The sequence below is a fragment of the Altibacter lentus genome, assembly GCF_000746845.1.
Lineage (GTDB): Bacteria > Bacteroidota > Bacteroidia > Flavobacteriales > Flavobacteriaceae > Altibacter > Altibacter lentus.
In genome coordinates this window covers 1,007,878-1,033,197 of the sequence record NZ_KN050846.1, presented here as the reverse complement: position 1 = coordinate 1,033,197, position 25,320 = coordinate 1,007,878, and the positions used below count along the sequence as shown (strand labels likewise).

The 25,320-nt window shown below is 41.8% G+C and carries 26 protein-coding genes; 23 read left to right on the top strand and 3 right to left on the bottom strand.

What is annotated here, in order from left to right; genetic code table 11:
* Position 1: 1 nt before the first annotated feature.
* Entirely contained in the window at positions 2-1,060 is a 1,059-nt protein-coding gene (locus JS40_RS04955; RefSeq protein ID WP_034262106.1) for a response regulator, read from the top strand.
* A 77-nt stretch (positions 1,061-1,137) separates the two neighbouring features.
* Entirely contained in the window at positions 1,138-1,977 is an 840-nt protein-coding gene (locus JS40_RS04950) for a universal stress protein (RefSeq protein ID WP_034258851.1), read from the top strand.
* 2 nt (positions 1,978-1,979) lie between these two features.
* Here JS40_RS04950 and JS40_RS04945 read toward each other — a convergent pair whose 3' ends face one another.
* On the bottom strand, positions 1,980-2,204 hold the full coding sequence (locus JS40_RS04945; protein ID WP_034258849.1) for a hypothetical protein: 225 nt from the start codon (positions 2,202-2,204) through the stop codon (positions 1,980-1,982).
* A 141-nt stretch (positions 2,205-2,345) separates the two neighbouring features.
* Here JS40_RS04945 and JS40_RS04940 point away from each other — a divergent pair, with 141 nt between their 5' ends.
* From JS40_RS04940 to JS40_RS04880, 13 genes are all read left to right on the top strand, one after another.
* A complete protein-coding gene (locus JS40_RS04940) occupies positions 2,346-3,194 on the top strand; it encodes a universal stress protein (protein WP_034258847.1) in 849 nt (282 codons plus the stop codon).
* 16 nt (positions 3,195-3,210) lie between these two features.
* Positions 3,211-4,059, top strand: coding sequence for a universal stress protein (locus tag JS40_RS04935; protein WP_034258845.1), 849 nt, complete (start codon positions 3,211-3,213; stop codon positions 4,057-4,059).
* 142 nt (positions 4,060-4,201) lie between these two features.
* On the top strand, positions 4,202-5,542 hold the full coding sequence (locus JS40_RS04930; protein WP_034258843.1) for an MBL fold metallo-hydrolase: 1,341 nt from the start codon (positions 4,202-4,204) through the stop codon (positions 5,540-5,542).
* Between the two features lie 148 nt (positions 5,543-5,690).
* Entirely contained in the window at positions 5,691-6,995 is a 1,305-nt protein-coding gene (locus JS40_RS04925) for a TolC family protein (RefSeq protein WP_034258841.1), read from the top strand.
* Between the two features lie 6 nt (positions 6,996-7,001).
* Positions 7,002-8,081, top strand: a complete 1,080-nt coding sequence (locus JS40_RS04920) for an efflux RND transporter periplasmic adaptor subunit (RefSeq protein WP_034258838.1) — start codon at positions 7,002-7,004, stop codon at positions 8,079-8,081.
* 2 nt (positions 8,082-8,083) lie between these two features.
* The gene (locus JS40_RS04915; protein WP_034258837.1) at positions 8,084-11,281 is read left to right on the top strand and encodes an efflux RND transporter permease subunit; all 3,198 of its coding nucleotides are present in this window, start codon (positions 8,084-8,086) and stop codon (positions 11,279-11,281) included.
* 4 nt (positions 11,282-11,285) lie between these two features.
* On the top strand, positions 11,286-11,591 hold the full coding sequence (locus JS40_RS04910; protein WP_034262104.1) for a hypothetical protein: 306 nt from the start codon (positions 11,286-11,288) through the stop codon (positions 11,589-11,591).
* 103 nt (positions 11,592-11,694) lie between these two features.
* On the top strand, positions 11,695-11,901 hold the full coding sequence (locus JS40_RS04905; RefSeq protein ID WP_034258835.1) for a YgaP family membrane protein: 207 nt from the start codon (positions 11,695-11,697) through the stop codon (positions 11,899-11,901).
* A gap of 228 nt (positions 11,902-12,129) precedes the next feature.
* The gene (locus JS40_RS04900) at positions 12,130-12,972 is read left to right on the top strand and encodes a universal stress protein (RefSeq protein WP_160172951.1); all 843 of its coding nucleotides are present in this window, start codon (positions 12,130-12,132) and stop codon (positions 12,970-12,972) included.
* A 14-nt stretch (positions 12,973-12,986) separates the two neighbouring features.
* The gene (locus tag JS40_RS04895; RefSeq protein WP_034262103.1) at positions 12,987-13,793 is read left to right on the top strand and encodes a universal stress protein; all 807 of its coding nucleotides are present in this window, start codon (positions 12,987-12,989) and stop codon (positions 13,791-13,793) included.
* A gap of 6 nt (positions 13,794-13,799) precedes the next feature.
* Positions 13,800-14,654 carry an ATP cone domain-containing protein gene (locus JS40_RS04890; RefSeq protein ID WP_034258831.1) on the top strand — a complete coding sequence of 285 codons (855 nt, stop codon included), beginning with the start codon at positions 13,800-13,802 and terminating at the stop codon, positions 14,652-14,654.
* A complete protein-coding gene (locus tag JS40_RS04885) occupies positions 14,651-16,021 on the top strand; it encodes an MBL fold metallo-hydrolase RNA specificity domain-containing protein (protein WP_034258829.1) in 1,371 nt (456 codons plus the stop codon). Before JS40_RS04890 ends, JS40_RS04885 begins: the two co-directional genes overlap by 4 nt.
* Before the next feature lie 155 nt (positions 16,022-16,176).
* Positions 16,177-16,818, top strand: coding sequence for a hypothetical protein (locus JS40_RS04880; protein ID WP_034258827.1), 642 nt, complete (start codon positions 16,177-16,179; stop codon positions 16,816-16,818).
* 5 nt (positions 16,819-16,823) lie between these two features.
* Here the strand turns inward: JS40_RS04880 and JS40_RS04875 are convergent, their stop codons facing one another.
* Both JS40_RS04875 and JS40_RS04870 read right to left on the bottom strand, forming a co-directional pair.
* Entirely contained in the window at positions 16,824-17,654 is an 831-nt protein-coding gene (locus JS40_RS04875) for a universal stress protein (protein ID WP_034258826.1), read from the bottom strand.
* 80 nt (positions 17,655-17,734) lie between these two features.
* Positions 17,735-18,133, bottom strand: coding sequence for an RrF2 family transcriptional regulator (locus JS40_RS04870; RefSeq protein WP_034258824.1), 399 nt, complete (start codon positions 18,131-18,133; stop codon positions 17,735-17,737).
* Positions 18,134-18,267: 134 nt separating this feature from the next.
* Here JS40_RS04870 and JS40_RS04865 point away from each other — a divergent pair, with 134 nt between their 5' ends.
* The 8 genes from JS40_RS04865 to JS40_RS04830 all read left to right on the top strand — a co-directional run bounded on the left by JS40_RS04865 (position 18,268) and on the right by JS40_RS04830 (position 25,299).
* Positions 18,268-18,771, top strand: coding sequence for a cytochrome c (locus JS40_RS04865; protein ID WP_034258822.1), 504 nt, complete (start codon positions 18,268-18,270; stop codon positions 18,769-18,771).
* A 66-nt stretch (positions 18,772-18,837) separates the two neighbouring features.
* Complete coding sequence (locus JS40_RS04860; protein ID WP_034258820.1) at positions 18,838-19,413, top strand: fasciclin domain-containing protein; 576 nt, start codon at positions 18,838-18,840, stop codon at positions 19,411-19,413.
* Positions 19,414-19,446: 33 nt separating this feature from the next.
* Positions 19,447-21,411: a Sec-dependent nitrous-oxide reductase gene (gene nosZ / locus JS40_RS04855; protein WP_034258818.1), complete on the top strand. Its 1,965-nt coding sequence runs from the start codon at positions 19,447-19,449 to the stop codon at positions 21,409-21,411.
* Positions 21,412-21,516: 105 nt separating this feature from the next.
* Positions 21,517-22,107 (top strand): hypothetical protein, encoded by a 591-nt coding sequence (locus tag JS40_RS04850; protein ID WP_034258816.1) that lies wholly within the window; start codon positions 21,517-21,519, stop codon positions 22,105-22,107.
* A gap of 12 nt (positions 22,108-22,119) precedes the next feature.
* Entirely contained in the window at positions 22,120-22,551 is a 432-nt protein-coding gene (locus JS40_RS04845; protein WP_034258814.1) for a nitrous oxide reductase accessory protein NosL, read from the top strand.
* Positions 22,552-22,612: 61 nt separating this feature from the next.
* Positions 22,613-23,821 (top strand): nitrous oxide reductase family maturation protein NosD, encoded by a 1,209-nt coding sequence (locus tag JS40_RS04840; protein ID WP_394332690.1) that lies wholly within the window; start codon positions 22,613-22,615, stop codon positions 23,819-23,821.
* Positions 23,814-24,524, top strand: coding sequence for an ABC transporter ATP-binding protein (locus tag JS40_RS04835; RefSeq protein WP_034258812.1), 711 nt, complete (start codon positions 23,814-23,816; stop codon positions 24,522-24,524). The genes JS40_RS04840 and JS40_RS04835 overlap by 8 nt, the downstream gene beginning before the upstream one ends.
* Complete coding sequence (locus JS40_RS04830; protein ID WP_034258810.1) at positions 24,517-25,299, top strand: ABC transporter permease; 783 nt, start codon at positions 24,517-24,519, stop codon at positions 25,297-25,299. The genes JS40_RS04835 and JS40_RS04830 overlap by 8 nt, the downstream gene beginning before the upstream one ends.
* The last annotated feature ends 21 nt before the right edge of the window (positions 25,300-25,320 follow it).

Sequence of the window (25,320 nt, the reverse complement as noted above, 5' to 3'; positions counted from 1 at the left end):
CATGAAAACCATACTTATCATAGAAGACGATGTCGCCCTTCGAGAGAATACGGCAGAGCTGCTGGAACTTTCAAATTACAACGTATTAACATCGCCTAACGGCGCTGCCGGCATTGAGCAAGCCAAGAAGGAAAAACCCGATATTATTGTATGCGATATCATGATGCCCGAAGTGGACGGATATGGGGTGCTACAGGCACTTGCCAACGACGTTAATACACGACAGATCCCCTTTATCTTTCTTTCTGCAAAAACCGAACATAAGGAAATTAGAAAGGGAATGGATCTGGGGGCCGATGATTACCTCACAAAACCCTTCGATGAAGAAGAACTTTTAAGTGCCATAGAAAGCCGCTTGGCCAAATCGAGCATTCTGTCGGCCATGGCAAAAGAGATTCAGCAAGCAGCGTTAGCGGAACAGGACGAGGATAGCGTTCGCAGTTTGCACGAGCTAAAGAATTTCTTCGACGATAATGGAACGATCATACAAGTAAAAAAAGGAGAACCCGTCTATAAAGTAGGGGATCATTCCAACAACATTTTTCTAATTTTAAAAGGGGTGGTAAAAAGTCATAAGATGGATGAAAGCGGAAAGGAATTAACGACCGCTTTGCACAAAGCCGATGACTTTCTGGGCTTTACCTCATTTGATGAAAATTTCCCTTATCAGGAATCGGCAACCGCCGTTGAGGATACCGAGCTGGCAGCGATCTCCAAAATGGAATTAAAAGAAGTACTGGGCAAAAGCAGGAACGTTTCCTTGGAGTTAATGAACGTGCTCACCGACAACCTTTCAGAAATAAAGGAACAACTGCTGCAAATGGCTTATAGTTCCGTTCGGAAAAAAACAGCACAGACCATCCTTCAATTTGCCGAGGTATTGAACAAGAAATCGGAAGACTCCATAAAAATATCCCGCAATGATCTTGCGAGTGTGGCAGGGATCGCCACCGAGAGCCTCATTAGAACCCTATCGGGCTTTAAGAAAGAGGGACTTATAGAGATCGAAGGGCGAAACATTAGAATACTCGACCTGGAGCGCCTTCAAACCATCGAGTAGTTTTTTTCTAAAACTGACTATTGTCATTCTTTAGCTGACACGTTCCAAATACTTTTGTCTTGTTACAAAGTAGTGAGATGAAGAATATTCTTATCCCGACAGATTTTTCTAAAAATGCCCAGAATGCAATTAGGTATGCATTGTCTTTTTTTGAGCATACCCCTGCCAATTTTTTTCTGTTGCATGTCTCGCTGGTGGAAGAATTGAATGAAGAAGAATGTTTCTATAAGTATTCTGAAACGGTTCTGGACCAAAAAGTGGTCTACGACCCTTCCGAAACATTAACCGCCGAACTTAAGAAAATGCAAAAACTTGCGGTCAACAAAAGACACCGGTTTTATGCAGTTCATGAGTATATTCAGTTTGTGGAAGCCATACGCAAACATGTGGATGAGAAGAAGATCGACTACATCGTCATGGGAACCAAGGGAGCTTCCCAATTGAACGCATCTACCATTGGCAGCCATACAGGGGAAGTCATTACCCGCGTAAAATGCCCGGTACTGGTGATCCCGGAGCAGGCGAGGTATACCCCGCCTAAGAACATTCTTTTTCCTACCGACTTCAATATGTTTTACAAGTCCCGGATATTGAAGACCCTTTCAGAAATACTTCAGTTAAAAGAGGCTGTCCTAAGTGTATTGTATGTTTCCAAGAAAGTGCATGAATTGAGTTCCCTTCAGCAAAAGAACAGGAATTTCTTGCAGGAGCATTTTGATAATAAGCCGCATCAGTTCTATTATATTACAGACTTGAATATTGATAATGCCATTGAGAGTTTCGTGGCAAAGAATAATACCGATATGATCGCTATGGTGGCCAAAAACCTTAATTTCTTTCAGCGTATATTATTCAGGCCTACGGTAGAGAAAATAAGTTATCATACCAAGATTCCTTTCCTGGTCTTGCACGAATAGAACTATTTGTTTTTACCAATGGGATGATCGTCGTAAAAATCATCGAAGGTTTTGTGGGTTGTGTAATCATCTGTTAGGACGCGGTAGACAGTATAGACCAACACCGCCTGGCCCAGGGTTGTAAGATAGAATACCCAACCAAAAGGCATGTCCATAGCGACAAAGATTACAACGGTAAGCAGGATTAAGGTGGTAATGGCCACCCATGTTAGTGCACTGGGTTTCATTTTTTTATTTACAAGGTACCATTTGTGCCGTAATTTTTATCTTAAGGTTTCGCTAAAAATCAAGCGGTTAGCTGATAATTGTCATTCTTTTTGTAAGGCTCTCAGCTTATATTTGAGACTACTAAAATGTAATCCTCTACCATGCGAAAAGTACTCATTCCAACCGATTTTTCTGAAAATGCCATGAATGCGATACGCTATGCGTTAGAATTGTTTAAATACGAGCGAAGTGAGTTTATCATTTTTCATGCGTATGCAGATGAGGTCTATGAGAACACCCTCGAGATGTCTCGGGAACTCTTTGAAGCGTATAGAGAAAAAGTTCAGGAAAAGTCGGACACCGAACTACAACATGTTCTTGCCCAAATGCTTGCCATTTCGCCCAATCCCAGACATGCATATCATTCTCTATCGGTTTTTGGAAGTTTGGTAGATGTATCGAACGATCTGGTAGATAAGGAGAATGCCGATGTTTTGGTGATGGGAACCCGAGGCGCTACCGATCAAAGAGACATCACTTTTGGGAGTAACACGTTACAGGTTATCAAATACGTGAAGTGTCCCGTTCTCGCCATACCTTCCCGGTTTCACGACGTACATCCAAAGCATATACTCTATACAACAGATTATTTACTGCCCTGCCAGCGTCGGGAGATCAAAATGCTGAGCACCCTGGCCAGAAAATTTGTTGCAACCCTCCATTTTCTGTACATTACTGCGTTCGATAATTTGTCGTACCGGCAGCAGGACAATAGGACCCTGTTGTCTTGTTTGCTGGACGAGAACAAGACGGTGTTCCACCAACAAGCCGGAAAGGACATACCGGCTGTTATAAGGGATTTTATTGAGACACATGATATTGACCTATTGGTAATGACCAATTCTCGGCATTCCTATTTGGAATCGCTTTTACACACCTCCAAGATTCAGGATATCGGTCTGAAGATCCAGATCCCGTTTCTGGTATTGCAAAATTTACCTCGAAATTGAACGTAAACTCACAGTCATGAAAAAGATCCTATTACCTACCGATTTTTCTGAAAATGCCATGAATGCTTTGCGATATGCCATGAAATTTTTTGAAAAGGAATCCTGTACTTTTTATTTACTGAACACCTTTACACCGGCCGCTTACAATGTAGGAATCATGGCCGATAGCTATTCGGCACTTCGATTGCAGGAGATCGTTCGGGATAATTCTGAAAAAGGACTGGAGCGTATCGAGAGTTCCCTGCAAAAGGAATTCAATAATCCCAAGCATTCTTTTGAACGTATCGCCAGTTTTAATCTGCTCGTTATGGAAATGATCGATCTGGTAGAAACAAAGGGAATTGACCTTATTGTCATGGGAACCCAAGGCGCAACAGGGGCGAAAGAGGTCTTTCTGGGAACCCACACTACGTATACAATTAAAAAAGTGAAGTGTCCTGTCCTGGCCGTACCTTCGGGATTCCATTATGAAGCCCCAAAGGAGATCCTGTTCCCTACCGATTACACCTTGAATAAGACGAACCCCTATCTTTCATTGATCAAAGAGATATGTAAGGACCACGTGGCCCGACTCAATATTTTGAACGTGTACTACGGGGAACCCTTATCAGAAGAGCAGGAAGGCATCAAGGACTTTCTCGATCATTATTTTGAAGAGAACGCACATCTTTTTCACATTGCCGAAAATACCGATGTTCTTGGAGCGATCGAAACCTTTCAGATAAAACAAAAGATCAATTTGCTGGTGATGATCCACAACAAGCATTCCTTTTTCGAAAATATGCTTTTCAAGCCGGTGATCAATCAAGTGGCTTACCATACAAACATTCCCTTTTTGGTAATCCCGTCTCATAATAATACCTGAAAAGGCAGGTGGCATTGATGCCCAATGAAACAACATTCTAATAGCTAACAGGACCTCCATAGTTTTAAAGTTTTGTTAGAATTTGACCTTCGTTTTTTTCGTTTCGAAAGTCTTTTTTAAATTGATTCTAAAATCTGAAAATATGAAAATTAAACAATTTGAATATGAGCCCCTTTCACATTTTTCGTATGCTATTATCAGTGACGGAAAAATGGCACTGGTGGATCCCGAAAGAAATCCTCTTCAGTATTACAAGTATGCAGAAGATAACGATGCAGAGATCGTAGCTGTGTTTGAGACACACCCGCATGCCGATTTTGTGAGTTCACATCTGCAGATCCATAAGGAAACCGGTGCCACCCTTTACTGCAGTAAAAAGACGGGGGCGGATTATCCACATGTAGCTTTCGACGATAACGATGAAGTGGTTATAGGAGACTGCACCTTTCGGGCGATCAATACACCGGGCCATTCCCCGGACAGTATCACTATTATTGCTTCGGAAGAGAATAAAACAGCCCTATTTACAGGGGATACCTTATTTGTGGGCGATGTGGGGCGTCCGGACCTGCGTGAAAAGGCCGGCCATATGAAGGCCAAACGTGAAGAATTGGCAAAAATGATGTATGATACCATGCAAAATAAGTTCACAGATCTGCCGGACACTGCCTACGTCTATCCTGCACACGGCGCAGGCTCCCTCTGCGGAAAAGGAATGAGCGAGGACGCTTCGTCAAGTACATTGGGTAATGAACGAATTGGGAATTGGGCATTTAAAAAACAAACCGAAGAACAATTTGTAAATCATTTGTTGGATTCACAACCTTTTATTCCGCACTATTTTGGTTACAACGTGGATGTGAACAAAAATGGAGCTGAAAACTTACGTGCTGCTTTAGGCAAGATCCAATGTAAAATGAATGCAACAGAAGCAGCGCAAGACCCACTCATAATAGACATTCGAGATGAAGAGAACTTTAAAAAGAATCACCTGCCGGGAAGTATAAACATTATGGCGGTTTCGGACACATCAAAGTTTGAAACTTGGTTAGGATCGATCGTACAACCGGATGAGAAATTCCATTTGGTTGTGGACGCTATCGAAAACGTTGAAAGAATCCTTCAACGTACTGCAAAGATCGGCTATGAAGCGAATGTCGAAACTGTTCTTACTCTTGGCAAGGTAAATTTGGAGAAGTCGCCGTCATTTCATTTGGAAGCTTTCAAAAAGAACCCGAAAGATTACACCATCGTAGACGTTCGTAACGAGAGTGAAGTTTCCGAAGGGAAATTGTTTGAAAACGCTATCCCTATTCCGTTGCATCAATTACGTGAAAATACAAACGAGATCCCTACGAATAAACCTATTGTGGTACACTGTGCCGGCGGATACCGTAGCGCAGCGGGAACTAGTATTCTTCAGAAGGCGTTCGAAGCGACCCCTATTTACGATCTTAGCGATGACGTAAAAGACTTCAATTAACAAAATTCGCATTATAAAAGCTAATGGCTTCGTTTATTACAGACACCCCAAAGGGGTGTTTTTTTTTACACGTTAAAATCCTTCGGTAACATTGGTTACTGACCCACCTTTTTATACGCCGTAGGTTTGCATCAAATTAAACGTTGTAATGAAGATCAAAAATATAATTAGATTAATCGCTTTGCTGCCTGCAATGATGATCGCGCAGCAAACAGTACCCATTTCCAAGGCCGAGGTGCTGGCAAAGGTGATTCAGCAAAACAATAAACTAAAAATTGGCCGGCAGCAGGTTCTTGCCACAAAAGGTGATTACAATCAGACGAATGCTGTTTTTCTACCAAACATAACCGCTTCCCATAGCGCGACCGCAACTACAAATCCGTTGATGGCATTTGGCTTTAAGCTGAATCAGGAAATAGTTACCCAAGCCGATTTTGACCCTAACAAACTGAACGACCCTTCGCAGATTGAAATTTTCGCAACCAGATTGGAAATCCAGCAACCCCTTATAAACCTTGACGGAATATTCCAACGAAAAGCTGCAAAAGCAACATGGGAGGCAACTCAAATGCAGTTGGCGCGCACGGGAGATTACCTTTCCCTAGAAACCGAAAAGGCCTATATGCAGTTGCAGTTGGCCTATAAAAGTGTCACCGTATTGGAAACCGCTCTCAAAGCAGCCAAGGAGAACTTTCGGTTGGCAAACAACAGTTTTAAACAGGGTTATTTGCAACAAAGCGATGTTCTGGCGGTGCAAGTACGCGTTACCGAAGTGGAAAACCAGTTACAATACGCCAGGAGTAACGTGATAAATGCTTCGGAATATCTTGAAGTGCTAATGAATGAAGAGATTTCGGGTGTTTTGAAACCAACAGATTCTTTAATGGTTGCTTCGGAAATGAATTCCGCAGAAACCCTTTCCAATTCCCGAGCAGATATACAGGCAATGGAGTTTGCAGCAGAGGCCTACAAACACAATTACAATGCAGTTAAAATGACGTTTTTGCCAAGACTGAATGCTTTTGGAAGCTACGAACTGTACGATGATAAGATTTTTCAAGCAGACGCCAATGGGTATTTGTTTGGTGCAGCCTTGACCTGGAATCTTTTTGAAGGTTCAAAGCGTTTCGGGAAAACACAAAAGAGCAAGGCCGAATTCAACAAGGCGAACCTGGAACTGGAACAGTACAAGGCCGAAAGCCAATTGGAGCTGAACAAAGCAAAACGGATGTATCAGGATGCAAAGAACAATTTAAACCTGACCGAATTGGCGCTGGAACAATCTAAAGAAGCTCTTAGAATCCGAACCAACAGATTTGCGGAAGGCTTGGAAAAAACCACAGATCTCTTGATGGCCGAGACACAGTATTCCCAAAAACAGTTGGAGTATTTCAATACCGTTTTTCAGCATAATTACGCCTTGGCATACCTACAATTCTTAACAAAAAACTAATCAGTGATGAACAAAATATATACACTACTACTATTTTCGGCAGTACTCAGTTTTACTGCCTGTAATAATTCTTCTGAAGAGAAGAACACAGCTAAAACGTCTGCAGTGCCTGTAACGGTAAGTTCAGTAACTGCGGAAAACAATACGCCATTTTTAACCGCCAGCGGAAAGATTGAAGCTGCCAACAGTGCAACCCTCAGCACCCGAATGATGGGCTTTGTGGATAAGGTTCACGTGAATGTGGGTGAAAAGGTTACAAAAGGACAGTTGTTGGTAAGCATCAATAATGCTGACCTATCCGCAAAACAAGCGCAGACCAGCGCTGGCATTACCGAGGCGCAAGCCGCTTTTAAGAATGCGGAAAAGGATTATCAGCGTTTTCAAAATCTATTTGCCGATAACAGTGCGAGCCAAAAGGAACTCGACGACCAACGCGCCCGCTACGAAATGGCAAAGGCCAGATTGGAAGGAGCCAAGCAGATGAAGAACGAAGTGCAGTCCCAGTTTGCGTATGTAAATATTCGTGCGCCTTTTAACGGTGTAGTTACCAATAAATTCATTGAAGCCGGCGATATGGCAAATCCCGGTGTTCCACTTGTTTCAGTAGAAGGCCCGGGCAATTTTGAAGTTACTGCCTCAGTGCCCGAAAGTGATATCTCAAAAATAGAATCGGGAGTGGAAGTACAAGTGGTCGTAAAATCTATAGATAAAATACTTCCGGGAACGGTTACCGAAGTAAGCACTTCGGCCAAAAACACGGGCGGGCAATATTTGGTAAAAGTGGTTCTGGACAAAACAGATGCAGACATTCTCTCGGGAATGTACGTAACGGTACAATTCCCCATGGAAAAGAAAACAGCGGTGAATATGGTCTTGATACCGCAGGAAGCCTTGGTGAAACGCGGACAATTAACCGGGATCTACACTGTGAGCCAAAGCAACACGGCCTTACTGCGCTGGTTGCGTTTGGGAAGGACCTTTGGCGATAATGTGGAAGTGCTTTCCGGTTTGGCCGCAGATGAAAACTATATTATTTCTACCGAAGGAAAACTTTTCAACGGTGCGAAAATAACCATTAAACAATAATCATGAAGGACGGATTAGCAGGCAAAATTGCCAAGTTATTTATAGGCTCGAAGCTTACGGTGCTGTTGATGATCGTTTTCATGGTCGTAGGCGTATGGAGCTCTTTTTTGATTCCGCGGGAGGAAGAACCTCAGATTGATGTGGCGATGGCCGACATCTTCGTGGGCTATCCCGGTGCTTCCCCAACCGAAGTAGAATCGAGGGTGGTAAAACCTTTGGAGAAACTGGTTTCCAATATTCCGGGGGTGGAATATGTGTATTCCACTTCCTCAAAAGAAGGGGCGATGGTCATCGTGCAGTTTTATGTGGGCGAAGATATAGAGCGTTCTTTCGTAAAACTTTACAACGAAATGAACAAGCATATGGACCAAATGCCTCCGGGCGTAACCATGCCGCTTGTAAAACCACGTGCCATTGATGATGTGCCTATGCTTGGGATAACGCTTTGGAGCGAAAGCTACGACGATTTTCAACTGAAGCAGATTGCAGACGAACTCACGCAGGAAATTGAAGAAGTAAACCAGGTTTCCGCTACCCAGAAAATTGGAGGGCGAAACCGACAGCTGCGAGTAGTTTTAGATAAGGATAAACTGGCGGCAAGTGGTTTGGACTTTTTGGGCGTTGCCGACATGATAAAGGCAAACAACCAGCAAATGAGCTCAGGTAGTTTTGATAAGAACGATACAGAGTTTTTGGTTACTACGGGGAATTTCCTAAAATCTGCCACCGATGTTGAAAACCTGGTTGTTGGTGTGCAGCAGAACCAACCCATTTATTTAAAGCAAGTGGCCGGTATTTTTGACGGTCCCGAAATTCCGAGGCAATATGTTTCCTTTGGTTTTGGTGGTGCGGCTGAAAATGCTTCAGAATACCCTTCGGAATATCCTGCCGTGACCATTTCCGTAGCAAAAAGAAAAGGTGCCGATGCCATGCAGATCGCCGATGTGATCATAGACAAGGTGGATCATTTGCGAAACAACCTGATCCCCGACGACGTTCACGTAGAAATTACACGAAATTACGGGGAAACGGCTTCACAAAAAGTTTCGGAACTGTTGATGCATCTTTTGGGAGCAATCCTGGCCGTTACCTTGATAGTGATGCTCGCAATGGGCTGGCGCGGGGGTTTGGTGGTATTCCTTTCGGTGCCGATCACATTTGCGTTAACACTTTTGAGTTATTATTTACTTGATTACACATTGAACAGAATCACACTGTTCGCTTTGGTATTCGTAACGGGCATTGTGGTGGACGACTCCATTATCATTGCGGAAAATATGCACCGGCATTTCAAAATGAAACGCCTGCCATTTAAACAAGCGGCTATTTACGCAATAAACGAGGTGGGTAACCCAACCATTTTGGCAACTTTTACGGTAATTGCTTCGGTATTGCCTATGGCTTTCGTATCCGGATTGATGGGGCCGTATATGTCGCCAATGCCTATTGGGGCTTCCATTGCGATGATATTGTCGTTGTTCCTGGCGCTAACCATAACACCGTATTTGGGGTATATATTCCTTCGTGAAAAAGAGAAGAAGGGAAAAGCTCCCAAAGAAGAAAAACCTTTGGAAAGTACTTTTATTTACAGGATTTATTCAAAACTTGAGACCCCTTTAATCGAAAACAAAAAGACACGTTGGTTGTTTTTGGGAATTACCGTGGTGATGCTTTTGGGTTCCGTGATGATGTTCTTTACCAAATCGGTTGCCGTGAAAATGCTTCCTTTCGACAATAAAAACGAAATGCAGGTAGTGATCGATATGCCCGAAGGAACCACTTTGGAGCGTACTGCAGTGGTTGCCCGTGAAATTGGTCAATATCTTTCCGCACAGCCGCTTGTAGTAAATTATCAAAATTATGTGGGCACTTCGGCACCGATAACCTTTAATGGTCTGGTACGCCATTACGACCTTCGCGGAGGCAGCAATATGGCCGATATTCAGGTGAATTTGGTTGGAAAAGGAGACCGAAGCGAACAAAGCCATGACATTGCGAAACAACTTAGGCCACATATACAGGAAATAGGGAAGAAGTTTGGCGCGAATGTAAAAATCGTGGAAGTGCCGCCGGGACCACCCGTGCTTTCAACCATTGTGGCAGAAATTTATGGTCCTGATTACGATCAGCAGATTGCGGTTGCTAAGAAAGTTGAAAACATCTTGAACGAAACCCAAGATGTGGTTGACGTGGACTGGATGGTGGAAGCAGACCAAAAGGAATATGAGTTCATAATAGACAAGGAAAAGGCGATGCGCTACGGCGTGACGCCTCAGCAGATTGTTTATACCATGAATATGGCGCTTTCAGACAGCCCGGTAACGAATCTGTATGCTGAAGATGCTACAGATCAAGTAGGCATTTTGCTTGCCTTGGATGAAATGGAAAAATCCACGATCCAGGATATTTCACAATTGAAGATTGCTTCAAAACTTGGTAATATGGTTTCGGTGGGTGATTTGGTAAATATTCAAGAAAACACCCGAGCCAAGAGTATTTACCGTAAAAACCAAAAACGAGTGGTTTATGTTTTGGCAGATATGGCGGGAGAGCTGGAAAGTCCTGTATATGCAATTTTGGGAATGACCGATAAGCTGAACAATATAGAACTGCCAGCAGGCTACAAAATGAACGAACTCTACTTGCAGCAACCCGAACACGAAGATGATTTCACCGTGAAATGGGATGGCGAATGGCAGATAACCTTGGAGGTTTTCCGCGATTTGGGGATTGCTTTTTTAGGAGTCATCATCATCATTTACATTTTGATTGTAGGTTGGTTCCAAAATTTTAAAGCACCGGTCGTAATGATGGTTGCCATTCCACTTTCATTAATAGGAATTGTGCTCGGTCACTGGATTATGGGAGCGTTCTTTACGGCTACATCTTTTATTGGGATGATCGCCCTGGCGGGAATAATGGTGCGAAACTCGGTGCTGTTGATCGATTTTGTAAACCTGCGAACCGCGGAAGGCATACCGTTAAAGCAAGCCGTAATTGAAGCCGGTGCCGTACGGACCACCCCAATTTTATTGACGGCGGGCACTGTAGTAATTGGTGCTTTTGTAATCCTCTTTGACCCAATATTCCAGGGGCTTGCCATTTCACTAATGGGAGGCACCATAGTTTCCACGGTGTTAACGTTACTCGTTGTGCCGCTGGTCTATTATATGATTGAACGAAAAAACTTTAAAGAATAAAACGATGAAACTACTAATTGTAACCGTTGTGGACGCATTTCAAAAGGATGTTCTGCAACTTTTCAAAAAAGCGAATATTGAGAGCTACAGCGGCTCCGATATTGAAGGGTATAAAAATGCTTCTTCCTTTATGATGAATTCCAGTTGGTTTCCATCGGAAAAAGGAGGAGCGGACAGCAGTATGTTTTTCTCTTTTACTGAAGATGAAAAGATTGATTCCTTTTTCAACTTAGTGATTCGATTCAATGAAACGTTGGAAACCAATAATCCTATTCATGCGGTGGTGGTGCCCATAGAGCGGAGTATATAAATAGTTTCCCAACTCCCCAATGGTGCGTACTTGTTTGCGTTCCTCCTCCATTGGAGGCGTTTTGGGAAGAAAAGCAATAAATAGTAACTCTAAATTCAATAGTATGATTAACAGATATATCAGGGCAATTGCCGGAACTTTTATTTTGATCAGCCTCCTTTTGGCTGTGTATGTGAATATCAATTGGTTGTGGTTCACAGGTTTTGTGGGCGCCAACTTGTTGCAATCATCCTTTACAAAATGGTGTTTGATGGAGAAGATCTTAAAAAAGCTTGGTGTAAAGGATAGTGATGAAATGTGCTGTGCATAAAAAATGATCGCCTTATAAACTTTTAAACCTGTTTCGTAAATTTATTCGGAACGGGTTTTTAGGTATTTAAATCTTTCTGAATCAGGGAATATGATTTTAATCATTTAAAAACTGTATTGTAAGGAATATATTTGAATTCACCGGAAGAGTCAACAAATACGGTATTGAGCAGCACAATGATTCATTGACAACTCAAAATTTATTCTTCGGGTTTTAAAAATGGTAAAAATGAAAAAAATCCTTGTACCTACCGACTTCTCAAAAAATGCATATGCGGCACTATTTTATGTCTCCAAGCTATTTGGGAGCGAAGCCTTGCAGATCACGCTTGTCCATTCTTTTGGTGATGAGATTAGCACACTTACAAGTCGTGTGGACATTGGCCGTTCTGAAGGTATTGTTGACAAACTTTACGCTCAATCTGAAGATGATGGCAAAAAGTTTATGCATACAATTAAACTTGACTTAGGGGATCTGCCCCATACGTACGATATTATTTCTACACCTGCACAATTGCCTCGCCTAATTAATACCATGATAGCCGAAGAAGGGTTCGATCTTGTAGTGATGGGATCCAAGGGCAGAACAGGAGCAGAAGCTGTACTTATGGGAAGCACGACCCTAAAAGTAATCCAAAAATTGGAAGGGTGTCCATTACTTATAGTACCCAAAGAAGTAGATTTTAATATCCCATCAAACATTGCCTTTGCTACAGATTTTAATGAATTTTACCAACTTTCAAAGTTAAAACCATTGCTTCAGTTGGTGCGACATTATAATTCCACCCTTCATGTAACTCATGTAGGAGAAGCCGAGTTAAATGAGGAGCAGCGGCATAATATCGAGCAGTTTAAAAATGATCTGATTGAATTTAATTCAGAAATACACTGGCTTCAGAAAAAAGAAAATATTTCAAACACATTGCACACTTTCATCGATGATAAAAACATTGATTTGTTGGCGCTGGTATATCATAAACACAATTTCATCGATACACTTTTCCGTGAACCTGTGGTGAAGCGGATGGGAAAAAACACACACACGCCAACCTTAGTGATTCCGATTAAATAATAAAAACAATAATGATGAAGAAGAGAATATTAATCCCAACCGATTTCTCCAAGAACGCGTGGAACGCCATTGCCTATGCTGCCGATCTCTACAAACGCGAAGAGGTAGCCTTCTATTTGGTGCATGCGTATGGAGATTCCCGTTCGAAGATCGCAAAAGAAAAAGCAGAAAAAGAACTGCAAAAGACCTTACAGCATTTAGAGATACGAACCATCTATTCCGGACATACCTATGAATCGTTGGCTTTAGATCTTTTACCATTAAAGGCACTTAAGAAAACTATTGAAAAATACGATATTGAACTTGTGATTATGGGAACCAAAGGTCAAACCGATGCGACAGATGTGCTCTTTGGAAGCAATACCATCAATGCCATGGAAAAAATACGAAACTGCCCCGTGCTGGCAGTGCCAGGTAACGTAACCTATCAGGAGCCAAAGGAGATCGTTTTTCCTACCAGCTACAAGACCCATTACAAGAAGCGTGAAATGCAGTATTTGTTCGAAATTTCCAGGATCACGAATGCGCCTATACGCATTTTGCATGTTCAAGAAAAGGAAATACTTAGCGATACGCAACAACACAATAAAGAATTGCTTGAAGACTGTTTGGATGGCACACATTTTACTTTTCACTGGCTGGAGAACGTAAATATTCAAGAAGGGCTTATGCAGTTTGTAGAAGAACGCAAGAGCGGTATGATCGCTTTTATTAATAAAAAGCATCTTTTCTTCGGAAGTGTTTTTTCGAACCCTTTAGTAAAAAAATTAGGTCTGTATTCCAAAGTACCGGTCCTCGCATTACACGATTTCCGAAATTAACCATAGATGAAAGAAAGCCCTCAAAAATTTGATGTTGTGAAGTCATCGGGTGAGGTGGTACGATTCTCTGTGGAGAAACTCAAACGTTCCTTACTGCGAAGCGGAGCAGATGATAAAGCCGTGGAGCATATCATAGATATTGTCCGGGATGAACTCTACCAAGGAATTTCCACAAAGGAGATCTACAATCGTGCATTTGCGCTACTCAAGAAAAAGAAATCGGTGTATGCTTCCAAATACAAGTTAAAAAAAGCGATCTACGAATTGGGTCCTACGGGTTTCCCCTTCGAGAAATTCATAGCTGCCTTACTGTTCTATTCAGGTTATGAGACAAAGACCGGGCAGATCTTGCAAGGGCGTTGTGTAGATCATGAGGTAGATGTTGTCGCTCTTAAGAACGGCCAACATATTGTGGCCGAATGCAAGTTCCACAGCGAGGAAGGACGTAACTGCAATGTAAAGGTGCCCCTCTATATTCATTCCCGGTACAGGGATATTGTCGCTTATGGCACAGAACTTAAGAACACGGAGATCACGCCCAATGAAGGATGGGTCGTTACCAACACCCGTTTTACCAAAGATGCGATCGAATATGGTACTTGTGCAGGCCTGGTATTATTAAGCTGGGATTATCCTAAGGGCGACAGTTTAAAGGAACGCATCGACCGTTTGGGATTGTATCCAATTACCGTATCTACCTTGCTATCCTCAAGAGAAAAGCAGTTTTTATTGAGCAGGGATGTAGTACTCTGCAGAGAACTGGTCAATGATGCGTTCTATTTGGATCATCTGGGGATCTCTAACGGCAGAAAGATCAAAATTCTAGCAGAGGTATCTTCTCTGTGTAAAGTTACACTATGACAAAGATCAAAGTACATTTTTTAGGTGCTGCAGGAACGGTTACAGGGTCTAAATTTCTTCTGGAAACACCGGAGCAGACTATTTTAATTGATTGCGGAATGTTTCAAGGGTTGAAAGAGCTTCGGGAAAAGAACTGGGAATATTTGCCCATCGAAGTTTCAGAAATAGATGTAGTACTCCTTACTCACGGACACCTGGACCACACAGGTTATTTACCGCGATTGGTAAAGCAAGGCTTCCGCGGAAAAATTATAGGTACTGCGCCAACGCTTGCGATTACCAAAATAATATTACTGGACAGTGCGAAAATTCACGAGGAGGAGGCAGATAAGGCCAATGAAGAAGGCTATTCCATACACCAACCTGCCGAACCTTTTTATAGCGTGGAAGAAGCTGAGGTAACCTTAGGTTTTTTCCATGCTGAAGAAAAAGATAAATGGATTGAACTTTCAGAAAATATAAAATATAGATTTAGATATAACGGCCACATTATAGGTGCCACTTTTATTGAACTTGAGATCTTCGGAAAAACCTTTGTTTTTTCGGGAGATATCGGGAGAGAACACGATTTGCTTCTTTTTCCGCCGGAACGACCGAAATGGGCAGATTATCTTTTTCTTGAAAGTACCTATGGCAATAAGCTTCATCCGCAGGAAAGTGTTTCAGAAAAACTGGTAGAACTCATCACCAAAACCATTCACAACCGTGGGAATTTGATCATTCCTTCTTTTGCGGTGGAACGGCTACAGGCGTTGATGTTTCTGCTTTGGAAATTGTACAACGAAAACCGAATTCCGAACATCCCGATATTTATAGATAGCCCTATGGGCAACAATGTGCTTTCTGTGTTTCAGAATTTTCCCGATTGGCATAAACTGCCTATAAAGGATTTCAACGCAATGAACAACCGGATGAACATAATCACTTCCTATAAAGAAACCTGGGAAACCATTGACAATCCGCAGCCAAAAGTGGTGATAGCCGGTAGCGGAATGGTAACCGGCGGAAGGGTTTTAACCTACCTCAAACAAATGATAGATCAAACCAATACCACCGTTTTATTGGTAGGTTATCAAGCCGAAGGCACTCGCGGAAGACAACTTTTGGAAGGGGCGAATGAGTTGAAATTCTTCGGAAAATATTATCCCGTAAAAGCCGAAATTCATCACATTGAAAGTCTTTCGGCCCATGCAGATCAGCAAGGACTATTGGATTGGGCAGGTAACATTAAAAACATCCCTGAAGAAACATTTCTTATTCACGGGGAGCCTACGGCACAGGATGCGTTGCGGGTGAAATTACAGAATACGTATGGCTGGAAGGTAACTATTCCGAAGTTATATGAGATAAAAGAGATTTTTGTCTAACGATTTTACATTGAAAGCTGAGGGATATCATATTTAATCAAGTGCTGTTTTTCTAGTTTTAATACGTAATCAGGCTTTTATAACAAGCTGAATGCGAACTCTTGTATTAATAATTATTAAAAGGAACCTATTAAAACCATTTCAAACAAAAGATCATGCGAATACACTATATTTTTTTAGGATTACTATTGGGAGTCTTGAGCGGATGCGCCTCCAGTAGATTGGTGAACCAATGGAAAAGTCCGGACACCCCGGTCTTTGAAGCAAACAAGGTATTGGTGATCGGGATGACGGCCAACATCGATTCAAGAAGGATGTTTGAAGATGAGTTGGTGACCCGTTTGGAGAAGGAGGGAGTGATCGCGGTGAAAAGTGTTGACTTCTTTGATACTTCCTTCACCAATGCCGAAAGGACGGAAGCCGAACTCAATACCATCGAAAACCAATTGTTGCAAGCAGGTTTCGACGCTGTGTTGATATCGAAGGTTATTGGTTCCGAAGATCGAACTACCTTAGTAGGATCGATCAACGCATTTCGAAAGGACATGGGGTCTTTTAGGGAATATTATTATGAGAATCAGCGTATCTATTCGGAAGCGCAACAGTCTTCCTCTTACAAGGTCTATCACACCGAAACCTCTCTCTTTTGCTTATGTCCGGGAAAAGAACGCGAGTTGTTATGGAAAGGCATGATAGATGTTGTGGATCCGCAGCGCCCGCAACGTGCCGTGGCAGATTATGCCAGAATTCTAATGAAGGAAATGGCACAACAACAAATGCTGTTGGTCGCCAATTAATTGAGTTAACAATGTATTATTAATAAGGGAATCGGACTTTCATAACTTATTTTTGAAGTTGTCGATCCAAAAAGCAATCTATCCAGAAAGTGTTGTTCTTCCACTATTACCGTATGCAATTCCACAGGCATGAGTTGCTCAAACGCTTTTATTGCCATAGCTTCCGGAATATCCTTTACGCGAAATAACTGGTAATTGAGCATCTTTTGTAAACGGTCTAAGTTGGCAGTATTACCTTTTGTTGTAGCAGCGTTTCCAGTTTCTTTAATATCCAGAACTTTCAAATTGGCTTTGTGTAATGACAGGACCTCTTTTAATAAGGGAACCTGTGATATGGGAAAGGTCTGGTAATTAAGAGACAACAACACCGAACTAATTGGAACAAACCGATAGTCTTCAGGAACCGTAAGCACTGTACAATCTACTTTGCGGATTACCTGCAGTGTGTTACTGCCAAACACAACTTCTCTGGCATTGGTAGCACCATTTGTGCCCATAATAATAAGGTCTATATTGTGTGTTACCACCGCTTGGTTCACGGCATCTGTAAAGACGTCATAGTCCAGCAAAGGTTCAAACGTATATGTTTCTTCGGAAGATTCCTCACGCAGGCTTTCGGTCAATTCTTGAAGTTTGGCTTCATTGTCCTCAAGAACTCCTTCATAGATGGATCCCGAAGGAGAATTCGTCATCAGTTCAGATAAGGTATAGTCTGATGTTTTTTGAACATTCAGCACATAGAAATGAATAACTTGACCCTTAAAGAAATGCATGGCGTATGTTATGGCATTCATCGCATTCACTGAAAAATCTGTAGGTAAGAGTATATATTTCATAGGATCAGAATTTAACTCAAAAATAGAAAGAATTGTAAAGGACCTATATGATTTATATCATATAGTGCTTCAAGGAAAGCTTATTCCTTCAAATGCGCTAAAGTAATATTCTTGAAACGTTCGCGCAGTGCCGTCTTTTCGTCCACTATAAGTTCGTGAATGGCACAAGGGTTCTCGGCATCACAGTTGTCTAAATTTAAAACACACTCCTGGAGCCGGTCTTTTCCTTCCATTTCAATAATAATATCCAATACCGAGTTCTTCAATTGTGCTTCAGTAAGGTAAAATCCGCCGTGTCTTCCCTTGGTAGAAGAGATGTAGTTTTTAGCAGCCAATTGCTGAAAAAGTTTAGAAAGAAATGCCTTCGGAATATCGGTTGCTTCAGCAATCTCCTTGACCAGTAATTTATGTTCTTCCGAAGCATTTGCCACTAAATAGACCAGTGCCTTTACTGCATATTTCGACGAATGTAACAACATGAGATCGCATTGTTGAGCTTGCTGGGATTAAAGATACATTATAAAAAGAGAAAACAATCCTTTTATGATAAATATCATATTTTAAATTGGTTTCCGCTAGTACTTTTGGCCCATAATATTTAATCAAATGTACCATGAAATATCTATTTAAATCGCTGTCGGTTCTTTTTGTCTTCACATTATTAAGCTGTGGAGGAGGCGATGAAAAAAAAGAAAAGGAACAAGTTAAAATTGGAAGTTACAAAAAAGAAGAAACAACCAAGGCAGTGGAATCGACTCCTGCCAAAACCGCTACTATCGATCTATCCAACAAAGGAGTAGGACCTATTAAGAGCTTGGAATTACCAGCAACGATAGATCAAGGTTTGGCAGCTCAAGGACAGGAATTATTTAAAACCAAATGTACAGCGTGCCATAAAGTAGGTAAGAAGTTTATTGGGCCTGCTCCAGATGGTGTCACTAAAAGACGTTCTCCCGAGTGGATCATGAACATGATCTTGAATCCGGAAGAAATGGTACAAAAAGATCCTATCGCAAAGCAACTGCTTATAGATTATAATGGTTCTCCAATGGCAAACCAGAGTTTGACCGAAGCAGAAGCACGAAGCATTTTGGAATATTTTAGAACCCTGGAATAATAATTCACCAACCAATCAACCAGTCAACAAACACTTTATAGTGATTTTGGCGCAAACACGAACCCCATGAAAACAATCATTAAACTCGTACTGGTTTCAATCTTAGTTTTTTTTACCAACTGTAAATCTGAAACCAAAAATGAATCATCTGCCGCCGCCTCACCGGCGACAACAGAAGAAGTTGCAGATTCGGATCGACAAGGGCAGGCATTTTTAAAAGATGACGAAGGAAAGCCTACCGTATTGCACATTGCAATTGGATCTAAGGACCACTCTACCTTGGTTGCGGCTGTACAAGCAGCACAATTAGAAAATGCGCTTGTAAATGCCGGCCCGTTAATGGTCTTTGCACCAACGAACGAAGCTTTTGAAGCCCTTCCTGCTGGAACCGTAGAAGATTTACTGAAGCCTGAGAACAAGGGAAAACTAGCCTTTATCTTAAAGCATCATGTTACTCCCGGAAATTACGACAAGGAATTTTTGAAAAAGTTCAAATCGCTGGGGCAAGCGAGCAATGAGAACGTTCCTGTTGAAGTGAAAGGTGACGATGTTTATGTAGGAGGAGCCAAGATTATTGCAAGTGTTCCTGCCGGGAACGGTATCGTGCATGTGGTCGATAAGGTGATTCTTCCAAATAATTAATTCAGAAAAACAACCATTTAATCAAATACTATCATGAAAAAATCAATTTATTTCCTATTGTCGTTTGTGGTCCTGTTCGGGATGATAAGCTGTAACAATAGCGAATCATCCAGCAACAAGAATAAAGGAGCTTTAAGCTCCAATGCCGCAGAGAAGGTCTATGTGGCCCCGGGAGAATACGATGAGTATTATGCGTTTATTTCCGGAGGTTTTAGCGGACAGCTCTCTGTCTACGGATTACCGTCGGGGCGTTTGTTCAAAGTAATTCCTGTGTTCTCACAAGACGCTGAAAAGGCGTGGGGGTACAATGAAGAAACTAAACCCATGTTAAACACTTCTCATGGATTTGTGCCTTGGGACGATGCGCACCACCCGGATATTTCTCAAACCAATGGGGTTTTGGATGGCCGTTGGGTGTTCATTAACGGTAACAATACACCGCGTATCGCAAAGATCGACCTGACTACCTTCGAAACGACCGAGATCATTGAGATACCTAACAGTGCCGGTAACCACAGTTCTTCATTCGTAACCGAAAATACAGAGTATGTTGTGGCAGGAACACGATTCTCTGTACCAATTCCACAACGGGATATGCCTATTAAAGACTATAAAGGGAACTTTAAAGGGTCATTATCATTTATAAGTGTTGATCCGGAAGACGGGGGAATGGATATAAAATTCCAGTTGTTAATGCCCGGATTCGATTACGATCTATCCCACCCAGGGAGAGGAAAATCACACGGATGGTTCTTCTTTACAACGTATAATTCTGAAGAAGCCAACACCCTGCTAGAAGTAAACGCTTCTCAAAACGATAAGGATTTTATTGCTGCGGTGAACTGGAAGAAGATAGAGGAATATGTGAACAACGGCGGTGGTACCAAAATGCCTACCAACTATGCGCACAACGTATACGACGAGGAAACACATACGGCAACTTCTACCATGAAGAAGGAAGTATTGGTGGTTGATCCCACCGAAGTACCGGGAGCTGTTTTCTTCTTACCAACACCAAAATCACCACACGGTTGTGACGTAGACCCTTCGGGAGAATATATTGTTGGAAACGGAAAACTATCGGCTAACCTAACCATACACTCCTTCACCAAGATGCTGGATGCCATTGAGAACAAGAAATTTGACGGTGAGGCATACGGTATCCCGATCTTGAAATTTGAGGATGTACTGGCCGGAGTGGTTGAACAACCGGGATTAGGACCGTTACACACCGAATTCGACGATAAAGGAAATGCATATACTACTTTCTTTATCTCTTCGGAAGTTGTTAAGTGGAAATTAGGAACCTGGGAAGTAGTCGATAGACAGCCATGTTATTATTCTGTAGGACACTTAATGATCCCCGGTGGAAACTCAAGAGAGCCTTCAGGAAAATATGTGGTTGCCATGAACAAGATCACAAAAGACCGATACCTGCCAACAGGTCCGGAAGTTACCCAGTCGGCTCAATTATACGACATATCCGGTGAGAAAATGGAACTGTTGCTGGATTTCCCAACCATAGGGGAACCACACTATGCAGCAGGTATTGCAGCCGATATCGTAATGAAGAATTCTAAGAAGATCTACAAGATTGAAGATAACAAACACAAGTACGGTATCAAATCTGAATCTGAAGCTCGTGTGGAACGACAAGGAAATGAAGTGCATGTATACATGTCCATGATCCGAAGCCACTTCAATCCGGACAATATCGAAGGGATCAAGGTTGGGGACAAAGTATATTTCCACGTGACCAACCTGGAGCAAGATTACGATGTGCCTCACGGTATTAGTATGATCGGTGCTAACACATCAGAGTTATTGATCATGCCGGGACAAACCGAAACCTTTGTCTGGGAACCTAAACAGGTGGGTGTATGGCCATTCTATTGCACAGATTTCTGTTCTGCGCTGCACCAAGAGATGCAAGGATATGTAAGAGTATCTCCCGCTTCATCACCACTCGAACTGAGCTGGTCATTGGGAGAGGATTAATTAGTTGTTAATAGCGGAAATACATTTGCGTAGTGATTAGTGGTATTTCCATAAAAAGACGGGAGTTTTCGACTGCTCCCGTCTTTCATTAAAAAATAAATTGTCATGATAAAATCGCGTATACTAATGGGACTTTCAGCCGTGTTGATCTTAGGGCTGTTTCTTTTCCCGCTTTGGAATATAACTCTAGAAGCACCACAATATCCTATTCCGTTGGGAATGGATATCTACATCAATGATTTTGCCGACACAAACCCTCATGATATTAAGAATATAAACCTCATGAACCACTATGTGGGAATGAAGTATATCCCGGAAAGTATACCGGAATTTCAAATCTTTCCCGTAGTGATCATTATAATGAGCGTACTTGGCCTGTTCCTTGCTTTCAAAGCAAATTACAAATGGTTCTTGGGATGGTTTCTGCTTATGTTCGTATTGGCCGCAGCAGGGATCTACGATTTTTATCTCTGGGAACATGACTACGGACATAACCTGGACCCTAAGGCAATTCTAAAATTTACCAATAAGGATGGTACCGTTATGGGTTTTCAACCTCCTTTGTTTGGAACTAAAGATATTCTTAATTTTAAAGCACATAGTTATCCGCAATTTGGAGCCTACTTTCTGGCAGCAGGTATGGCCTTGTCGCTGGTTGCCTATATTTTGGGTAAAAGGTTCAAAAAGTTACATTGAAACATTAACAACATGAGAACGATTTTTCACTTACTGCTTATTTTTAGCCTCTTTGTGTCTTGTACAATCAAACCGCAAGAAATTCACTATGGCGAAGACGGCTGCGTCTATTGTAGTATGACCATAGTCGACAGGCAACATGCTGCACAGTTGGTGACCGATAAGGGAAAAGCGTACAAGTTCGATGCTGCGGAGTGCATGCTGCATTTTATGGTAGAAAACGATATGGAGGTGGAACTTTACCTCGTCACCGATTATTCTCAACCCGAAAAACTTATTGATGCCACCACGGCTACCTTTATTATTTCTGAAAATATCCCAAGCCCTATGAGAGCCAATCTTTCGGCTCTGGAATCAAACGAAGTGGCCCGGGAACTTCAGAAAGAAAAGGGAGGCACTCTTTTTACCTGGGAAGAGATACAAGATCAGGTTTCAAAATTTTAAAGTGTTCACATCATTTACAGGTTTCTTGAAAAATCCATTGGTACATAGCATCCTTTTTTTCCTGTTTGGCATCCCAGTGTTGTTTGCTAATACACTGGAAGTTTGTTCTTCTTGCTCCTTTAAAGGTATTCGGGAGGCGGTGCAAATGGCACAACCTTTTGATACTATCTTGGTACGAAAAGGAACCTATATAGAATATAATATCATTATTGATAAACCCCTTACCATTCTGGGAGACAATTACCCTGTGATCGACGGGCAGAATAAAGGCGAGATCATTCAGATCGTTGCCGATAATGTCACTTTGGACGGGCTTTTTATCATTAATGTGGGCACCAGTTATACCGAAGATTATGCGGCGGTACGCGTGGTAAAAAGCAAGAATTTTATCATTCAGAATTTGGTCTTGGAAAAACTTTTCTTCGGAATTTACCTAGAAAAAGCAAGTGACGGGAAGGTGTTTCACAATAAAATTATAGGGGATGCCAAAGAAGAATACAATTCAGGTAATGGTATTCAATTGTGGTACAGCAAGAACATTGAAGTAGATCAAAACATCATCACACACGTAAGGGATGGAATCTATCTGGAATTTTCAGATTTTTGTAAGATCACGAACAATACAAGTTCGCATAATATAAGATACGGCCTGCATTTCATGTTCTCCAATGACGATGTTTATCAGGATAATACCTTTCAGAATAACGGCGCGGGTGTCGCTGTGATGTTCTCCAAAAGGATCGAGATGTACAATAATATCTTCAAGGATAATTGGGGATCTGCTTCCTTCGGAATTTTACTGAAAGAGATCAACGATTCTGAAATTATAGGTAATGTCTTTGAAAGTAATACCGTAGGTATCAACATAGAAGGATCCAACCGTGTGAACTATAAAGACAACGACTTTATTAACAACGGATGGGCCATTAAATCCCGCGGAGCCTGCTATGCCAATCTTTTTACAGAGAACAATTTTTTGTATAACTCATTCGATCTTTCGTATAACAGCAAGCTCAACGATAACAGGTTCAGTGATAATTATTGGAGCAATTATACAGGATACGACTTGAACAAAGACGGTATCGGGGATGTACCCTATCGTCCCGTAAAACTGTTTTCTTACGTCGTGAACAGAACCCCCGAAGCTATTATCCTGCTGCGAAGTTTGTTCATCGATATTATCGATTTTTCAGAAAAAGTCTCACCGGTATTTACACCGGATAACCTGGTGGATGCTTCCCCTAAAATGAAAAGAATACCCCATGATTAGCGTACAGAACTTACATAAGAAATTTGGAAAGAACCAGGTGCTGCAAGGTGTAGATCTGGAAATAGAGCAGGGGGGGATCTTCGCTATCCTCGGCCCTAACGGTTCCGGGAAAACAACACTCATTAAAAGTATCCTGGGGATGGTGATCCCAAATTCGGGCGTTATCAAAATTGAAGGAAAACCAATTAAAAAGGACTGGAAGTATCGGCATAAGATCGATTACCTTCCGCAGATCGCCAACTTTCCTTCAAATCTTACGGTTCAGGAACTTATCAATATGATAAAGGACCTTCGAGGAAAAAATAACGTGGACGACCAACAACTTATAGAACTTTTTAAGTTACAACCTTTCTTAAAAAAGAAACTTGGTAATCTTTCCGGAGGAACCAAACAAAAGGTGAACATTGTACTGGCCTTTATGTTCGATAGTCCGCTGCTTATCTTGGATGAACCTACCTCCGGTCTCGATCCAATATCCTTGTTGCGCTTAAAGGATTTGATCAATTCAGAAAAAGAAAAAGGAAAGACCATCCTTATCACTTCCCACATTATGAGCTTTGTGGAACAAGTGACCAACGATATTGTCTTTCTACTGGAAGGAAAGATCTATTTTAAAGGAAGCATCACACAACTGAAGAAGCAGACAAAGCAACCTGATTTCGAGCACGCCATTGCGTCAATTTTACAACAAAGCTATGATTAAAATTCTCAAATATAGTTTTTACGACCTTATGCGTAGCCGCTGGAGTTACGTATACTTCGCCTTCTATCTTTTGCTAGGGGTCGTCCTGCTTTTTCTCAACAACGATCTGTCTAAAGCGGTGATCACGCTCATGAATGTGATCATTGTGCTGGTACCTCTAATCGGGACCATCTTTGGGGTGATGTACTATTACAATTCGAAAGAGTTTACCGAACTGCTATTGGCACAGCCCGTAAAGCGCACTTCCATATTTTTGGGTCAGTATTTAGGGGTTGCACTTTCACTCTCCATGAGCCTCATCATTGGGTTGGGGGTTCCCTTTATTTTTTACGGCATCTTTAAGTCCAGTGCCATTTGGGACTTTTCATTATTGCTGATAACCGGAACTTTTTTAACGCTCATCTTTACTGCCCTTGCCTTTATGATCGCACTGTCCAATGAAAATAAGATAAAAGGATTTGGGTATGCCATTTTACTGTGGCTGTTTATGGCGGTTATCTATGACGGGATCTTTCTAATGTCCTTGATCGCTTTTGAAGAGTATCCCTTAGACAGTTTTTCGCTTATAGGCACCATGGCAAACCCTATTGATTTGTCGCGGGTGCTTATTTTACTGAAACTTGATATATCGGCCCTACTTGGATACACGGGAGCGGTCTTTCAGAAATTCTTCGGAACCAGTTTCGGTGTGATCGTATCTATTGCCATGTTGTTATTGTGGGTGGTTATACCCACCTGGATCATTCAGCGAAAAGCAAAACGGAAAGATTTCTAGGATATGAGCATTATCATTTTC

Coding starts and splice junctions, on each gene's coding strand:
- JS40_RS04920 (WP_034258838.1), top strand. CDS start 7,002: ATGAACAAAATATATACACTACTACTATTTTCGGCAGTACTCAGTTTT.
- JS40_RS04875 (WP_034258826.1), bottom strand. CDS start 17,654: ATGAAATATATACTCTTACCTACAGATTTTTCAGTGAATGCGATGAAT.
- JS40_RS04905 (WP_034258835.1), top strand. CDS start 11,695: ATGATTAACAGATATATCAGGGCAATTGCCGGAACTTTTATTTTGATC.
- JS40_RS04915 (WP_034258837.1), top strand. CDS start 8,084: ATGAAGGACGGATTAGCAGGCAAAATTGCCAAGTTATTTATAGGCTCG.
- JS40_RS04930 (WP_034258843.1), top strand. CDS start 4,202: ATGAAAATTAAACAATTTGAATATGAGCCCCTTTCACATTTTTCGTAT.
- nosZ (WP_034258818.1), top strand. CDS start 19,447: ATGAAAAAATCAATTTATTTCCTATTGTCGTTTGTGGTCCTGTTCGGG.
- JS40_RS04900 (WP_160172951.1), top strand. CDS start 12,130: ATGAAAAAAATCCTTGTACCTACCGACTTCTCAAAAAATGCATATGCG.
- JS40_RS04860 (WP_034258820.1), top strand. CDS start 18,838: ATGAAAACAATCATTAAACTCGTACTGGTTTCAATCTTAGTTTTTTTT.
- JS40_RS04865 (WP_034258822.1), top strand. CDS start 18,268: ATGAAATATCTATTTAAATCGCTGTCGGTTCTTTTTGTCTTCACATTA.
- JS40_RS04910 (WP_034262104.1), top strand. CDS start 11,286: ATGAAACTACTAATTGTAACCGTTGTGGACGCATTTCAAAAGGATGTT.
- JS40_RS04885 (WP_034258829.1), top strand. CDS start 14,651: ATGACAAAGATCAAAGTACATTTTTTAGGTGCTGCAGGAACGGTTACA.
- JS40_RS04950 (WP_034258851.1), top strand. CDS start 1,138: ATGAAGAATATTCTTATCCCGACAGATTTTTCTAAAAATGCCCAGAAT.
- JS40_RS04845 (WP_034258814.1), top strand. CDS start 22,120: ATGAGAACGATTTTTCACTTACTGCTTATTTTTAGCCTCTTTGTGTCT.
- JS40_RS04925 (WP_034258841.1), top strand. CDS start 5,691: ATGAAGATCAAAAATATAATTAGATTAATCGCTTTGCTGCCTGCAATG.
- JS40_RS04895 (WP_034262103.1), top strand. CDS start 12,987: ATGAAGAAGAGAATATTAATCCCAACCGATTTCTCCAAGAACGCGTGG.
- JS40_RS04880 (WP_034258827.1), top strand. CDS start 16,177: ATGCGAATACACTATATTTTTTTAGGATTACTATTGGGAGTCTTGAGC.
- JS40_RS04935 (WP_034258845.1), top strand. CDS start 3,211: ATGAAAAAGATCCTATTACCTACCGATTTTTCTGAAAATGCCATGAAT.
- JS40_RS04850 (WP_034258816.1), top strand. CDS start 21,517: ATGATAAAATCGCGTATACTAATGGGACTTTCAGCCGTGTTGATCTTA.
- JS40_RS04945 (WP_034258849.1), bottom strand. CDS start 2,204: ATGAAACCCAGTGCACTAACATGGGTGGCCATTACCACCTTAATCCTG.
- JS40_RS04835 (WP_034258812.1), top strand. CDS start 23,814: ATGATTAGCGTACAGAACTTACATAAGAAATTTGGAAAGAACCAGGTG.
- JS40_RS04830 (WP_034258810.1), top strand. CDS start 24,517: ATGATTAAAATTCTCAAATATAGTTTTTACGACCTTATGCGTAGCCGC.
- JS40_RS04870 (WP_034258824.1), bottom strand. CDS start 18,133: ATGTTGTTACATTCGTCGAAATATGCAGTAAAGGCACTGGTCTATTTA.
- JS40_RS04890 (WP_034258831.1), top strand. CDS start 13,800: ATGAAAGAAAGCCCTCAAAAATTTGATGTTGTGAAGTCATCGGGTGAG.
- JS40_RS04940 (WP_034258847.1), top strand. CDS start 2,346: ATGCGAAAAGTACTCATTCCAACCGATTTTTCTGAAAATGCCATGAAT.
- JS40_RS04955 (WP_034262106.1), top strand. CDS start 2: ATGAAAACCATACTTATCATAGAAGACGATGTCGCCCTTCGAGAGAAT.